This is a genomic window from Bacillus sp. AFS002410, from assembly GCF_002556365.1.
GTDB lineage: Bacteria > Bacillota > Bacilli > Bacillales > Bacillaceae_G > Gottfriedia.
The window spans coordinates 1-15,390 of sequence record NZ_NUEU01000113.1 but is presented as its reverse complement, the minus strand read 5'-3'; the positions used below and the strand labels follow the sequence as shown (position 1 = coordinate 15,390).

Here is a 15,390-nt window from a genome sequence, read left to right as displayed (position 1 = left end):
AAGCTTACGAAATTTCGTTAAAGAACTTGAATTGATCACTGATTCTTCTGGAGCCATATCAAGGAAATATTTAAAAGACATATCATATTTTGAACGCTCAACAACATCTACATCAGATAAATCAAAGAACGATTTTAGTAACAAATATTTGAACATACGAATAGGCGGCACTGCATTGCGGCCGTTTTCAAGGCAATATTTATTCTTTAATTCATCTAAAACAAACGTAAAATCAACTAATTCATTTAATTGACGTAACATATTATCTTTCGGAACAATTAGATCGTATAAAGCCATGAATGGACTAAGGGTAAAAGATTCTTGATTTGAGATCATTCGAGACACCACCGTTACTTGATACAATAATTATACAAGAAAAAAGTGAAGGCTTCCTCGATGAAATCGAGAAAGCCTTCACTTTTTTAAACCACGAGGACTTTTTCAGTGGCCTCGGCGCGCGCCGAGGAGGCACAGGTCTCGCCCCATGGAAAGCGAGAATCCTGTAGCGGAAATCAACACCATACAACTTCTTACATTGAAATATATTGCTGACAAGTTCTTTTTTCAACATCATTTAAAAACGATTACTACATTGTGGTCGTTTTTTTTATATTTTCAAATTATAGACATATACTAAATCAAGACATCTTATTTAAGGAGGGTTTATGAATATAAAGTTAATCGTATTATTTTTCTCCTTATACTGCTTATTTTTTGTAGCTTCTATTTTATTTCCAATTGATTTTAATTGGTATAATAGTCTACATAAACCTAGCTATACCCCATCAGGAAAAACAATCGGTATCATTTGGGCTTTCTTGTATTCTTTTATTTCGCTAAGCGTATGTATAGTCGTTTCAATGGTAGAATCATTTAAAAAGGCAAAATGGTTTTTTATTTTATTTATTATTAATTATATATTTAACCAGTTATTTAGTTTCTTTCAATTCGAACAAAAAAATATCCTATTAGCAACAATAGACTGCGGATTTGTATCAGTAACAGCTATACTATTAGCAATCACTGCCTATAAACATTCAAAAACTTCATTTATTTTATTAATCCCTTATTCACTTTGGTCGATCTTTGCTACCTACCTAAATTATAATATTTACTTACTAAATATATAGATTAATAGATTAAAATAAAAAAGGCATCCTAAATAAGGATGCCTTGAACATAACAAAAATTATTTTTTGTTTACGTTAGCTGCTTGTGGTCCACGGTTTCCTTCGATGATTTCGAATTGAACTTCTTGACCTTCTTCTAAAGTTTTGAAACCTTCGCCTTGAATTGCAGAGAAGTGTACGAATACGTCGTTTCCACCTTCAGTTTGGATGAATCCAAAACCTTTTTCGCTGTTAAACCATTTAACTTTACCGAATTCCATCGATAATACCTCCTAAAAATACATATATACACTATTAAAACGTGCATAAAAGAGGGATGAAGAAAAAGAACGTCATTGTCCAATCGGCTTAGGATTGCTACAACATTGAAAGTGGTCAAAACTTCTTTTCAAGACAAAGAAAAATGAGCGTTACTAAGAATTTTGTAGTGCAAATGTATCGTTAATTTCTTACCTTCAAATAAATATGCAGTTAATAGTAAATTAAATATATCATAGATAAAAAAGAGCGTCAATGACACTAAGGCTAAATTGAAAGAATTTTTTATATAATTCGTCAAATTTATTTTTTTGTATATTTGGACCTAATTTAATTCAATAAAATCGTCATATTTTCACATCAATTGGCAATAATATTTGAGGATTCTGTAGTAATTTATCAAATTATTTATAATTAAAAAACTAGAATTTCATATTACAATATTTGTATAGTGAAACTATAAGGAGGAATAACAATGAAAAATTCACATGAAGTTACATATAAAATTCATGGCCATGATATGCAATTTGTGCAGGTAGAGCTTGATCCAAATGAAACAGTAGTTGCTGAAGCTGGAGCAATGATGATGATGGACGATGGAATTGAGCTTGAAACAATTTTTGGAGATGGCTCCCAGCAAAGCGGCGGATTATTTGGAAAACTAGTTGGAGCTGGAAAGCGCCTTGTAACAGGTGAAAGCTTATTTATGACTAGCTTTACGAACCGAACTAGCTCTTTAAAAACAGTAAGCTTCTCTGCTCCATATCCAGGAACAATTATACCGCTGGATTTACATGAATATGGAAATAAAATTATTTGTCAAAAGGACTCATTCTTAGCTGCTGCAAAAGGGACTTCAGTTGGAATCGAGTTTAGAAAGAAATTAAGTACAGGACTATTTGGTGGTGAGGGCTTCATCATGCAAAAACTGGAAGGTGATGGTCTTGCCTTCCTACATGCAGGTGGTTCAATCTACACAAAAACACTACAACCAGGTGAAAAAATTAAAATTGATACTGGATGTATTGTTGGTTTTACTGGTAATGTTAACTATGAAATTGAGTACGTTGGAAATGTAAAAACGGCTTTATTTGGTGGAGAAGGTCTATTCTTCGCTACACTTCAAGGTCCAGGCACAATTTGGGTTCAATCATTAACTTTAGCAAGATTAGCATCTAGAATTGGTCAATACTTACCAAATTCATCTAAAGAAGAAGGAAGTATTTTAGGTGGCCTAGGGAATTTATTAGACGGTAAAGAATAAACCATTTTTTACGCTGCAACTTAAAAAACTAGTCTCATTTGACTAGTTTTTTTGTTTGATGATTAGATTACTTCCTCTTCCAATGGTTCAGCTTCACGCAATTTATAAGTAAATGTTGGGGTATAGTCATAATCCAGCTTCATCTTTTTAACCCCTTCGATATAAGTCGATAAGAGATGACTATTTTTAATTGATCCCTTATTTAGTGAAAAAGTGATTGGATGTTTCACTTGAACGTATTCTAAATAAATGTGCAAGGGCTTTATTTCTACTTTAAAAGGCGGGCTTAAAGGAACCATGTCATATAAATTAACAAATCTTAAACTATGCCTTACATTTTCATCATAATTTTCTTTAAACTTTATATTGCCAACTTTTGGAGAGCCAAATGTATAAACATTCGGGTTACAAATTCCATTCATTGCAATCTCATAACCTAATAACGTAGCCAATGAGCCACCTAAGCTATGCCCGGTTATGAATATTTTTTTTGAGAGAGCCTTTACTTTTACAATTGCTAAAAGCATTTCTCGACAAGATCGATAAATTGATAGAAAACCTGAGTGTACATTTCCACCATCCATCACATAAGGAAATAAATCTTGATCAATTTTCAAATCAGCTAACCAATCTAAATCTGATTTCGTTCCTCGAAATGCGATGATGATCGAATCTTCATTTTCTATAATATAACCAAACCACTCCGGCTCGCTAAAAACACATGCTTTGATTGTATCAACTAATGAATAATCTGCAGGAATCATAAATTGACCATCTTCTTCATACTGAGTATACGCCTGTTCAATGCAAAGTAGTAATTCTAAGGCTTTATCATAGTCGACTGAAAGGAATTTCAACTTATCTCTCCTTTCCCGCTTTACACAATTATATGAAAAACCTCCTAATAAAATAAGAGGAGGTTTAAGTGTGATGTAAAGTTCTTTCGTGTATATTCCATATTTCTGAAGCGTATTGACGTATAGTACGATCACTTGTAAAAAAGCCTGATTTTGCGACATTATGAAGACTTTTTAATGCCCAGTCTTTTTTGTTTTGGTAAGTATTATTAATACATTCATGAGCTTTTACATATGAAGAGAAGTCCCTTAATAAGAAGTACTCGTCATTATAGGACATGAGTGAATCAAAAATCGGCTCAAATTCTTCTCTTGGTAATGGAAATAATCCATGGAGTAATTGATCTAATACCTTTTTAATTCTAAGATCATGATGATAATAATCACTACTTTTGTATCCACCGTGTTGGTAATAATTTAAAACCTCGTCCGCTGTAAGTCCGAAAGTAAAAATATTCTCCTCGCCAACTTCTCTTAAGATTTCAATATTTGCCCCATCTAGCGTCCCAATCGTAAGTGCGCCATTCATCATAAATTTCATATTTCCAGTTCCTGACGCTTCCTTACTTGCTGTTGAGATTTGTTCACTGACATCAGCTGCAGGGAAAATGATTTCTCCTAACGAAACACGGTAATTTTCGATAAAGATGACTTTTATAAATTGACTTATATAGCGATCATTGTTAACTATATCTGCCACAGAATGAATTAATTTAATAATCTTTTTCGCAAAATAGTAACCCGGAGATGCTTTCGCCCCAAATATAAACGTTCTAGGATGCATTTTAAAATGTGAATCTTCCTTCAAACGATTATATAAATAGATGATATGTAAAACATTTAGTAATTGTCTTTTATATGCATGCATCCGTTTCACTTGAATATCAAATATTGAATCTGTGTCTAACGCAATTCCATTTGTATAGTGAACATAATTTTCGAGTACTTCTTTTCTCTTTTTCTTTACATTCATAAATTCTGTTAAGAAGGACTCATCTTTTTGATAGTTCAATAGATTGTCAAGTTGAGTTGGTTCGTGGATCCACCCGTCCCCAATCGACTCATTTATTAAGCTACTAAGCTCTGGATTACATTGAAGTAACCATCTTCTATGAGTTATGCCATTTGTTTTATTATTAAACTTAAATGGCTCATGCTCATAAAAGAGCTTCATTTCTCTTTGCTTTAAAATTTCAGTGTGAATTTCTGCAACTCCGTTTACGCTCTTACTACCTACAATTGCTAGATGAGCCATTTTTACGACGTCGTGAGCAATTATTGCCATTTGTTCTATGCGATCCCAGTCACCTGGATATTTGTTCCAAAGCTCTTTACAATATCTTTCATTTATTTCTTCTACAATCATATAAATCCTTGGTAATAAAGGCTTAAATAAATCAACTCTCCATTTTTCAAGCGCTTCAGAGAGCGTTGTATGATTCGTATAGGAAATCGTTTGGGTTGTAATTTCCCAAGCTTCCTCCCAAGATAACTTTTCAACATCGATTAAAATTCTCATCAACTCTGGAATCGCTAAAACTGGATGTGTATCATTTACATGAATCGCAATTTCTTCGTGAAGCTTGCGAATATTACCGTATTGCTCTTTATATGAATCTACTATTCTTTGAATGCTTGCAGAAACAAGAAAATACTGTTGCTTTAGACGTAAAATCTTTCCTTCATCATGTGTATCATCAGGATATAAGAATTCAGAGACCGCTTCTGCTTCTCTCTTATATTTCATCAATGTTTTATTCGAGGAATGTGTAGACGCTTCTGCACTCCATAATCTTAACGTATTTACCGTATTTGTATGATAACCTATGATCGGTAAATCGTATGGTACTGCTGTGATTGCTTCTGCACTGTGAATTCTGAATTCTAATCGATTTTTGTTATTATATGATTCGACTTCTCCACCAAATAGGACTTCTATTGCTTCATCATCTCTTCGAACTTCCCAAACATTTCCGTATTTCAGCCATTGTTCTGGGAGCTCAACTTGATAGCCATCTACAATCTTTTGGTCAAATAGGCCATGTTTGTAGCGTATGCCACATCCATGACCAGGTAAGTCTTGAGAAGCTAGGGAATCAAGAAAGCACGATGCTAGGCGGCCGAGGCCACCATTTCCTAGACCTGCATCACTTTCAAATTCCTCCAGATCACTTAAAGTAATGCCTAATTTCCCAAGACCTGTTTCACATAACTCTCTAAGGCCTAGATGAATTAAATTACTTTTCAAAAGTTTACCTAATAAGAATTCAATTGATAAATAATAAACTTGTTTTTTTCGCTCTAAACGGTATTGTTCACTCGTTCCTAACCAATTACCGCTTATATGTTCACGTATCATCGTACCAAGTGTTTGAAACTGCTCCTGAGTAGTGCTTTCTGCAATATTCTTTCCATGCATACTTTCTAGCTTTTCTTTAAAACCCCACTCAAATTCCTCCACACTAGAAAACATGGAATCACCTCACCCTATAAGATTTTTACTTTGAGGATTGCATATATAATTTTGCATATTCTTTAGCAGATTTTAACCAACTTGAATCTCTATTAATTGCATTTTTCCTTACTGATTTCCAATTCTTTTTATCCTCGTATACAATAAGTCCTCGTTCAATTGTGTGAAGCATATCGTGAGCATTATAGTTCGTAAATGTAAAACCGTTTCCGCTCTTCGTCTCTTCATTATATGACTGGACAGTATCATTTAGCCCCCCAGTCTCCCTTACGATTGGGACACAGCCATACTTCATTGCAATAAGCTGCCCTAAACCACAAGGTTCAAATAAAGAAGGCATTAAGAATAAATCTGCACCTGCATAAATTTGGTGGGCAAAACTTTCATCAAATCCAATATAGGCCCTTACTTTGTCATAATAATTATGTTCCATTGATTTAAAGTAGTTCTCGAACTCTTCTTCACCAGTACCCAAAATGATTACTTGAACGTTATGATCCATTATTTGAGGGAATACGTGTGTAATAAGGTCAATTCCTTTTTGACTTGTTAAACGAGAAACCATCGCTATAACTGGAATATTTTCGTCCATTTTTAAGGCAAGCGACTCCTGCAGTTTCAATTTATTCTCTGCTTTATTTTCGATTGTAAATTCATCGTAATTAGCATGGATTTTTTGGTCAGTAGCTGGATTATAAATTGTTTCATCAATTCCGTTAACGATTCCGAAAAGTTTGTGATCTTGCTCACGTAATAGTCCATCTAGTTGCTCTCCGAAAAACTCGTGCTTGATTTCTTCTTTATAAGTTGGACTAACAGTTGTTACGATATCACTAGAAATGATTCCAGCTTTCATAAAGTTGATACAATCGTAAAATTTTAAATAGTCATCGCTAAAATATTGCTCATCAATTCCTAAAATGTCATCCATTACTACTTTAGAAAATACACCTTGGAATTGAAGATTATGGATTGTAAAAACAGATTTCATTTTTGGATTAATATCTTTTAATGCGCCATACTCTTTCATGAAAAATGGGATCATTGCTGTATGCCAATCATGACAGTGAATAACATCGGGGACAAAATCTAACTCCTTAATGCATTCAATCGCTGCCAATGTGAAAAATGCATAACGCTCTCCATCATCGTAGTGACCATATAATTTATCTCGATTGAAATAGTACTCGTTATCAATAAAATAATAAGTCGTACCTTCAACCTTTAACTCAAATAATCCACAATACTGTTTTCTCCACCCTAGATTTATAGAGAGTTCTTTTACAAGCCTAGCTTCTTCTCTATATTTAGCTGGAATTAACGAGTAGAATGGAAGCATTACTCTTACATTCATATTTAATTTATTTAAATATTTAGGGAGGGCGCCTGCAACATCTGCAAGCCCTCCCGATTTAACAAACGGTACGCACTCTGAAACAATATATAAAACATTTACCACTGAATCAACGCTCCTTGAACTGAACCTTTTTGAAGCACTACTGGCTCATTTAAGCTTCCTTTTATTTCAACGCCATCTTCTATTCGAACATCCTTATCTAATATAACTCCATCTAATATACAGTTATCGCCAATGTTTGATTTTTGCATAACAACACAATTGCGAATAATCGTATTTTTACCAATTTTCACCGCTCTTGAAATAATACTATTTTCAACAGTTCCTTCTATTACACATCCATTAGCTACAATTGAATTTTTTACAATTGCTTCTTTTGAATATTTTGTTGGTGGCTCATCTTTAACTTTTGTAAAGACAGGATAAGATTTTAAGAATAATTGATTCCAAATTTCAGGATTTAATAATTTCATACTTTGCTCAAAATAATCCTCAATTGTTTTAATGATTGCCACTTGTTGAGGAATTTCATATGCTTTTAATTCGACTTCATTATTTTGATCACGCACAACGTCCATAATTGTTTCATAGCCTTTTTCATGGAAGTTTTCAAAAAGCTTTAACAGTAACTCTTTTTCAAGTATATAGATATTTAAAGATTTACCAAATTGCTTTAACTCTGTAATTTGTGCATCTGTTTCGATATGTCTCTTTAAAATTGGTCTAAAATCGACTGAGCAAATAGTATATGTATTTGCTACAACTACATACTTTTGAGTCGCACGTTGTAAAAATTGGATATGTTTATCAATAAAATCAAAAGTACCAAAAGCTCCATCACTAGGCTCTGGTGTAAAGATAAATAGCCCATCCTTTTTTCGATTTAAGTCCCAGTGTTTACCTGAGCCTAGATGATCAATAATTGATCGATAAGGTTGATCGGGAAATACAGCGACACTCGTAATACCTGAATTCACCATATTACTTAACATAAAATCGATCAAACGATATCGACCTGCATAAGGAAGTGTTGCTAATGGTCGATGTTGTGTTAACGGCTTTAAAGATTCAAAATGTGTTGAAGCCTCAATTATTCCTAGCATAGTATGTTTCATCAAATAACCCTCTCAATCTATTTTTCTTTTTGAGGAATGAGCCACCTCTTAAACTTCGCTCGTAACTAAAATAACCTCTTCATAATCTTTCTCAGGACCTAATAGACTTCCATCGGGAACAATCATCCCAGGAGCTACTACCGCATTTTCAATTCGAACATCCTTTCCAATTACACAACCTGGCATAATGACAGAATCCTTAATCATACTGCCCTCTCCGATTGTTACACCTTGGAATAACACTGAATGTGAGATAAAACCTTCAACAACGCAACCTTCATTAATTAGTGAGTCTTCAACGATTGCTGTAGGTGCAATATATTGTGGTGGTTGATTCGGATTAACTGAATATATGCGCCAATCACGGTCGTATATATTTAGTTCACTTTCTTCATTTAATAAATCCATATTTGCTTCCCATAAGCTTTTTACTGTACCTACATCTTTCCAATAGCCTTTGAAAGGATAAGCAACCACTTTTTTCTTCTCTTCTAGTAATAATGGAATAACATCTTTACCAAAATCATTACTAGACTCTGGATTACGGTCATCCATCTCTAAAAACTCTTTTAAAACATTCCATTTAAAAATATAAATTCCCATTGAAGCTAAATTACTTTTCGGATTTTGAGGTTTTTCTTCAAATTCTACAATGTCCATTTCCTCATTCGTATTCATAATTCCGAAACGGCTAGCTTCTTCATAAGGGACCTCGATCACAGAAATAGATACATCCGCATCTTTTTCAACGTGATAGTCTAGCATTTTGCTATAGTCCATTTTATAAATATGATCACCTGAAAGGATTAACACATATTCAGGTTGATATTGTTTTAAATAATTTAAATTTTGATAGATTGCACTTGCAGTACCTGTATACCATTTAACGCCAGACGCTTCTGAATATGGCGGTAAAACAGTAACTCCACCATTTAAGCGATCTAAATCCCATGCACTCCCTATACCAATATATGAGTTTAGGACAAGTGGCTGATATTGGGTTAGCACCCCAACAGTATCAATGCCTGAATTTGTGCAATTACTTAAAGTAAAATCAATTATTCGATATTTACCTCCGAAAGCTACGGCTGGTTTTGCTAGTTCTTTTGTTAAAGAACTTAACCTACTCCCTTTTCCCCCTGCTAGTAACATTGCTACGCATTTTTTCTGAACCATTGCTGCTAATCCCCTTTCGCATTTTGACTGGACGTATGATAGTAAAACTAAACGCAGGTAGTGCTATTTCAATACTGTATGGTAAACCATGAAATGGTAATTCTTCTGCTTCAATGGATGAACGATTGATTTTACTATCGCCACCAAATTGTACATAATCGCTTGAAAGTAATTCTTTATATCGGTGCTTTGCAGGTACACCAATTCGATATGAGTCATAAGAAATCTCTCTAAAGTTACAAATTACTATGACATAATCTTCTTTGTTTTTCCCTTTACGGATAAATGAAAATACACTTTGATCTGAATTATTTGCATCAATCCAAGAAAATCCATCCCAATGATTATCAACTTCATAAAGTGACTTATTTTTTTTATAAATTGATAATAATTCTTTGAAGTATTTGTTCATCTTCGTATGAGACTCATAATCTTTTATCATCCAATCAACTTGCTCTAAATCCTTCCATTCATCGAATTGACCAAATTCACTTCCCATAAATAAAAGTTTCTTACCTGGATGAGATAAGTAATAACCAAATAACGCTCTTAGTTGAGCAAACTTTTCATCATATGTACCTGGCATTTTATTGAGTAATGATTTTTTACCATGTACTACTTCATCATGTGAAAAAGGCAAAACAAAGTTTTCCGAGAAGGCATATAAAAACGAGAAAGTCATCTTATTGTGATGATGCTTTCTTTCAGCTGGTTGAGTTTCCATATAGGTCAAAACGTCATTCATCCAACCCATATTCCACTTGAAATTGAATCCTAGTCCACCTTCATACGTAGGTGCAGTAACTAATGGCCAATCAGTAGAATCTTCCGCAATCATTAATACTTGTGGATCATGCTCAAATACCACTTCATTTAATCTTCTTAAAAAAGAAGCTGCAAAAGGATTTTCTTCATTTCTATTTTTCCAATACAAAATATTGGCAACCGCATCTACTCGGAAACCATCAATATGAAAGTATTCCATCCAATATAAGGCATTTGAAATAAGAAATGATTTTACTTCTGGTTTAGATAAATCGAAATTCGCTGTTCCCCATACTTCATTTTCTCTAGCTTCGTAACCTTCATATTCATATGTTGGTTCACCATCAAACATGTATAATCCATGAGAATCCTTACAAAAATGACCTGGTACCCAATCCATAATGACACCTATCCCATTCTGGTGACATTCATCTATAAAATTCATTAATTCATGAGGATTTCCATATCGACTAGTGGAGGAGAAATACCCTACACCTTGATATCCCCACGATCGATCATATGGATGCTCGACTAACGGTAAAATCTCAATATGAGTAAAACCATGCTCTTTAACATATGGAATTAATTCCGTTGCTAATTCTGCATATGTGTAGAAATCACCATTCTTCTTCTTTTTCCAAGACCCTAAGTGCACTTCGTAAATTAAAACTGGTTCTTCATAAACAGACTTTTTAAATTTTTGCTTACGGTATTTTGCATCTTTCCATTTGTATCCTGAAAGATCATAAACAACAGAAGCAGTATTCGGTCGAAGTTCACTAAAGAAAGCATAAGGATCACTTTTTAATAAAATATCTCCCTTTTTGGTTGAAATTTCATATTTGTATACTGTCTCATGACCAATTTCTGGGATAAATATCGTCCATATCCCTTGATCATTCAACCTTTCCATCTTATGCTCTAAACCATTCCAATTATTAAAGTCCCCTACAACTGAGACACCCTTCGCATGTGGAGCCCACACTGTAAAAGTAGTTCCAACTTTATTCCCTTTTTTTACTACATGTGCACCAAAGCATTCATGGCTGTGGAATAAACTTCCTTCATGGAATAAATGCACATCAAACTCAGTTGGCCGTGTCAAAAGCAACATCCTCACCTCATTACAATCTCTTAAATTCTTCTATCTCTTAATATTCTACAAATATATATAAACACCTTGTATTTATGCAAAAAAAATTCAAATATTTTTTCGATAAAATGAATAACTATTCATGAAAACGTTGCCATTATTGAGTTTGTCGTAAAAATGTCGAATTTGTCGAACGAATATTATTGTATATTTATTCACATTTTCCCTGAAAACCCTTGTAATAATTTGTAAATTTTTGATTTTTCATAAAATTTCATACATAATTCGCGTTTTAAAATCATATAATCTTTGTATTTAAAAAGAATTGTAGAAGATTGTCGGATTGGGAAGGAGAGTTATTTTTTGAAAAAATTTTAAAAGTTTTTATAAAATTTTTAGAATCCCTGCTGCGGAATTGGAAATAAATACTAACTTTAGGATGCAATAAGGACAATTCAAATCTTATGTCGAATCTTCTATGTACAAAATTTAAGACGTTAACAATCTGAACAGATGACCGTGTAGCAAAATAAAAGGATCCTCGTCCGTTTACGAAGATCCTTTTTAGATTATCTATTATTTTTTTGGACGACTAAATCTCCATGTGCTTACTCGTTGCTAATGCTTTTAATCGGATGTCTGAAATTAGGAATACACCACATAATATGACAATAAAACCGAACAGCATTCCTAAAGAGATATGTTCTTTTAAAATAAGAACTCCCCAAATCATTCCAAATACAGGGATTAAAAATGTAACACTTAACGTCTTAGTCGGTCCAACACTTTCGATTAGATAAAAATACAATAAATATGCTATTGAAGTACAAAATAATGCTAATCCTATAACCGACAATATAGCCAATATCGTCACGTTAGTTGTCGAGGTAGGTAAATTTAGTAATGTAAATGGTAAAAGTATAATTGCGGCACCGATTTGTTGTCCAGCGGCAAGTGATATTGGTGGAACTCCAATAAATGCCTTCTTTGCGTAAACACCTGCAAGTCCATATGAAATGGTCGATAAAACAGCAAGTCCCACTGCAATTTTAACATCGTAAGTAAATGGAATAGAGCTCCATCCTACAAGTAAGATTACTCCAATTACTCCTATAACAATCCCAAGCCATTTTCGCATACTCAAACTTTCCTTCATCCATATCCATACTACAAGTGCAGTAAATAAAGGTGTCAAAGAGTTTAAAATTGATGACATAGAAGCTGTTAGATACAATGCTGATATAGCTATTAAAGTAAATGGAATTGCAGCATTTAACATCCCAATTATTAAATATTGTTTCCATCTCTTCTTAAAGTGTAATGACTTCTTTGTAATAACTAAATATAATACTAAGGCAATAGAAGCAAATGTAACTCTTGCTTGAATTGTTAGAAATGGTCCAAAAACAGGTGAAGCGATTCTAATAAATAAAAAAGAGGCCCCCCATAACGCTGCTAAGCTAAATAACGCCATTCCATCTTTTAATTTCATTTATTTAACCCCTTTCTAAAACTTGAAGGAGTGTAATGTAAATGCTGGCGGAACATATTGGAAAAATGTGCTGAGCTTTTAAAACCAAGATTATGTGCTATTTCTGTTATCGTTTCATCAGTCTCTCTTAGCAATCTCGCAGCCTCATTCATTTTCAACTTAGTTGCGTATTCTAATGGAGAGAAACCCGTAGACTTTTTAAATAATCTCTGTAAGTGAAATTTACTTACTCCTACTTCAATTGCTAACCGATCTAAAGATAAACTACTTCGATACTCTTTTTCAATAAAGCGTTTGGCTGAAAAAATTATATCCTCCTCACTTGTGTGAAGTAAGTCAGGTTGACATCTTTTGCAAGGACGATAACCATCATTTATTGCTAATGAAAGCGATGGATAAAACGATACATTTTCTATTAAGGGGGTTCTTGACTTACACGAGGGCTTACAACAGATTCCAGTAGACTTAACTGCATAAATAAAAACGCCATCATAGTTTTCATCACATTCCTCAACTGCAGTCCACATAACTTGATTATTTAATCTGTTCATTCGATCACTCACCTCATCCTTAGTATTCACATTTTAGCATCAAGATCCTTCGCTAGCTTTCATTTTCTTGCTTTCTAATTACAGATTAAATATTAAGGGTAAGTATAAAGAATGAATGACTTTAAAAATAGTTTTTCTCCTAACAATTTTCTCAAATTGAAAATCTTTTCTATTTTACCGTTAAAGTATTTAAGGATATTCATCTTTTACATAAATACATTATAGAAGATAACACAGTGGGTTGAAGGATTCATTATAGGAATAATATTTATGAATAATACTGATGTTGTAATTAAGTGCTAGGATATAATCTTGTTGGAATTTAAACTAAGTCATACTGCTAGTAGTTTTAAAGCGAGAAATAAGTTTGTAACCCGAATGAAGTTCATAGGAAAAGTACAGGCCTACACCATGGAGAGCTACTTCTGAAATGCGTTGTTTCTATTACTATATTTGTTGCATGTACGTGGAAATATTTATTGATTTGCTAGTATCCATAAACACAAATTATCTTTACTAATTGTAGTTTAATTGATTTTATTAAAGAACTAGGGGATGAATTCGATTGGGACAATATTAATGGAGTTGAGTGAAGGATTAGTAACGAATGCCTTTTTAGATAATGAAATTAAAGCGTTTAAAAAAAGGTGACGAATGGTCAGGCTATTTATTGAGAGAATACTCTTGGCTTTTATATTAATAATTAGGTTCGTCCGTTTTTTCATTCAATAGACATTTTATTGGAGACGTTCACATTAAAACTTTTTCTCTATTTATGAAAATTACTTCTAGTATTACGTATTCGATGTTTATGATGGAGGCATCTATTAGTCCAGCTATACTACTCAAACTACCATTAAATAGATTTGCTCTGATATACTCTCCTACGAAACGTTATTGGATTCGCTGTATTTATAAATCGCACGGAGTTATCACTTCTACCGTGATGATGGAGAATTCTTCCTCCTATTGTTGTTTGAGTCCCTAATTATAAAGACAAATAAAAAACTCAGTTACCTGTGTTATCACAAATAACTGAGCTTTAGTTATGACCCGTACGGGACTCGAACCCGTGTTACCGCCGTGAAAGGGCGGTGTCTTAACCGCTTGACCAACGGGCCAAAAAAAAATATGGCAGAGAAGAAGGGATTCGAACCCTCGCACCGGTTACCCGATCTACACCCTTAGCAGGGGCGCCCCTTGAGCCACTTGGGTACTTCTCTATCATAATGGCTCCGCAGGTAGGATTCGAACCTACGACCACTCGGTTAACAGCCGAGTGCTCTACCACTGAGCTACTGCGGAAAAATTAATTATAAATTTAATGGTGGGCCTAAATGGACTCGAACCATCGACCTCACGCTTATCAGGCGTGCGCTCTAACCAGCTGAGCTATAGGCCCATTAAATTTTATAAAAAAGCGGGTGATGGGAATCGAACCCACGACCGAAGCTTGGAAGGCTTCTATTTTACCATTAAACTACACCCGCATAATATGGGGCGACCGATGGGAATCGAACCCACGAGTGTCGGAACCACAATCCGATGCGTTAACCACTTCGCCACGACCGCCATAAAGAGTGCCGACTAAAGGACTTGAACCCTCAACCTACTGATTACAAGTCAGTTGCTCTACCAATTGAGCTAAGTCGGCTTAATTAAATTATTTATCTAAAATATCATACGTTGCCATAACTAGTTCAACTCTTAGTCGTCCTTGTCTCAGAAAGTGATTCAAGATGCTACTCGACAAGTACGCTGAAGTTTTGCTACGAAGCTTATTCGTTCGTGCTCTACCAATTGAGCTAAGTCGGCTTAATTATTTTAATAAGTGTTTTTTATTTAAGATGGTGGCTCGG

Annotated in this window: 12 protein-coding genes and 7 tRNA genes; 2 read left to right on the top strand and 17 right to left on the bottom strand. The window is 34.0% G+C overall.

The annotated features are described in order from the left end of the window. Positions 1–336: transposase (locus CN692_RS25450; protein WP_142317580.1), on the bottom strand; the 336-nt coding region annotated here is incomplete at its 3' end. A gap of 329 nt (positions 337–665) precedes the next feature. On the opposite strand from CN692_RS25450, the gene CN692_RS25445 reads away from it, so the two are divergent. After that, a complete protein-coding gene (locus CN692_RS25445; protein ID WP_098121902.1) occupies positions 666–1,130 on the top strand; it encodes a TspO/MBR family protein in 465 nt (154 codons plus the stop codon). A gap of 59 nt (positions 1,131–1,189) precedes the next feature. Here the strand turns inward: CN692_RS25445 and CN692_RS25440 are convergent, their stop codons facing one another. Then, entirely contained in the window at positions 1,190–1,390 is a 201-nt protein-coding gene (locus CN692_RS25440; protein WP_098121901.1) for a cold-shock protein, read from the bottom strand. 473 nt (positions 1,391–1,863) lie between these two features. On the opposite strand from CN692_RS25440, the gene CN692_RS25435 reads away from it, so the two are divergent. Continuing rightward, complete coding sequence (locus tag CN692_RS25435; protein WP_098121900.1) at positions 1,864–2,652, top strand: TIGR00266 family protein; 789 nt, start codon at positions 1,864–1,866, stop codon at positions 2,650–2,652. Positions 2,653–2,714: 62 nt separating this feature from the next. Here CN692_RS25435 and CN692_RS25430 read toward each other — a convergent pair whose 3' ends face one another. From CN692_RS25430 to CN692_RS25360, 15 genes are all read right to left on the bottom strand, one after another. Further along, complete coding sequence (locus CN692_RS25430) at positions 2,715–3,509, bottom strand: lipase family protein (RefSeq protein WP_179874551.1); 795 nt, start codon at positions 3,507–3,509, stop codon at positions 2,715–2,717. A gap of 64 nt (positions 3,510–3,573) precedes the next feature. After that, positions 3,574–5,982 carry a glycogen/starch/alpha-glucan phosphorylase gene (locus tag CN692_RS25425; RefSeq protein ID WP_098121898.1) on the bottom strand — a complete coding sequence of 803 codons (2,409 nt, stop codon included), beginning with the start codon at positions 5,980–5,982 and terminating at the stop codon, positions 3,574–3,576. 25 nt (positions 5,983–6,007) lie between these two features. Further along, a complete protein-coding gene (glgA, locus tag CN692_RS25420; protein ID WP_098121897.1) occupies positions 6,008–7,441 on the bottom strand; it encodes a glycogen synthase GlgA in 1,434 nt (477 codons plus the stop codon). Then, complete coding sequence (locus tag CN692_RS25415) at positions 7,435–8,454, bottom strand: sugar phosphate nucleotidyltransferase (protein WP_098121896.1); 1,020 nt, start codon at positions 8,452–8,454, stop codon at positions 7,435–7,437. Before CN692_RS25415 ends, glgA begins: the two co-directional genes overlap by 7 nt. 48 nt (positions 8,455–8,502) lie before the next feature. Next, positions 8,503–9,630 (bottom strand): glucose-1-phosphate adenylyltransferase, encoded by a 1,128-nt coding sequence (locus CN692_RS25410; RefSeq protein ID WP_098121895.1) that lies wholly within the window; start codon positions 9,628–9,630, stop codon positions 8,503–8,505. Beyond that, positions 9,578–11,506, bottom strand: a complete 1,929-nt coding sequence (gene glgB, locus CN692_RS25405; protein ID WP_098121903.1) for a 1,4-alpha-glucan branching protein GlgB — start codon at positions 11,504–11,506, stop codon at positions 9,578–9,580. The genes CN692_RS25410 and glgB overlap by 53 nt, the downstream gene beginning before the upstream one ends. A 574-nt stretch (positions 11,507–12,080) precedes the next feature. Continuing rightward, on the bottom strand, positions 12,081–12,980 hold the full coding sequence (locus CN692_RS25400) for a DMT family transporter (RefSeq protein WP_098121894.1): 900 nt from the start codon (positions 12,978–12,980) through the stop codon (positions 12,081–12,083). Further along, positions 12,977–13,531, bottom strand: a complete 555-nt coding sequence (locus CN692_RS25395) for a bifunctional transcriptional activator/DNA repair enzyme AdaA (RefSeq protein ID WP_098121893.1) — start codon at positions 13,529–13,531, stop codon at positions 12,977–12,979. Before CN692_RS25395 ends, CN692_RS25400 begins: the two co-directional genes overlap by 4 nt. A 1,049-nt stretch (positions 13,532–14,580) precedes the next feature. Then, positions 14,581–14,652: transfer RNA gene (locus CN692_RS25390), tRNA-Glu, on the bottom strand. A gap of 11 nt (positions 14,653–14,663) precedes the next feature. Beyond that, positions 14,664–14,754, bottom strand: a tRNA-Ser gene (locus CN692_RS25385). 7 nt (positions 14,755–14,761) lie between these two features. Beyond that, positions 14,762–14,836, bottom strand: a tRNA-Asn gene (locus CN692_RS25380). A gap of 20 nt (positions 14,837–14,856) precedes the next feature. Then, positions 14,857–14,933: transfer RNA gene (locus CN692_RS25375), tRNA-Ile, on the bottom strand. A gap of 17 nt (positions 14,934–14,950) precedes the next feature. Further along, a tRNA-Gly gene (locus tag CN692_RS25370) sits at positions 14,951–15,021 on the bottom strand. Positions 15,022–15,027: 6 nt separating this feature from the next. After that, a tRNA-His gene (locus tag CN692_RS25365) sits at positions 15,028–15,103 on the bottom strand. A gap of 9 nt (positions 15,104–15,112) precedes the next feature. Beyond that, positions 15,113–15,185: transfer RNA gene (locus tag CN692_RS25360), tRNA-Thr, on the bottom strand. Between the last annotated feature and the right edge of the window lie 205 nt (positions 15,186–15,390).

Coding starts and splice junctions, on each gene's coding strand:
- CN692_RS25445 (WP_098121902.1), top strand. CDS start 666: ATGAATATAAAGTTAATCGTATTATTTTTCTCCTTATACTGCTTATTT.
- CN692_RS25440 (WP_098121901.1), bottom strand. CDS start 1,390: ATGGAATTCGGTAAAGTTAAATGGTTTAACAGCGAAAAAGGTTTTGGA.
- CN692_RS25435 (WP_098121900.1), top strand. CDS start 1,864: ATGAAAAATTCACATGAAGTTACATATAAAATTCATGGCCATGATATG.
- CN692_RS25425 (WP_098121898.1), bottom strand. CDS start 5,982: ATGTTTTCTAGTGTGGAGGAATTTGAGTGGGGTTTTAAAGAAAAGCTA.
- CN692_RS25415 (WP_098121896.1), bottom strand. CDS start 8,454: ATGAAACATACTATGCTAGGAATAATTGAGGCTTCAACACATTTTGAA.
- CN692_RS25410 (WP_098121895.1), bottom strand. CDS start 9,630: ATGGTTCAGAAAAAATGCGTAGCAATGTTACTAGCAGGGGGAAAAGGG.
- CN692_RS25400 (WP_098121894.1), bottom strand. CDS start 12,980: ATGAAATTAAAAGATGGAATGGCGTTATTTAGCTTAGCAGCGTTATGG.
- CN692_RS25395 (WP_098121893.1), bottom strand. CDS start 13,531: ATGAACAGATTAAATAATCAAGTTATGTGGACTGCAGTTGAGGAATGT.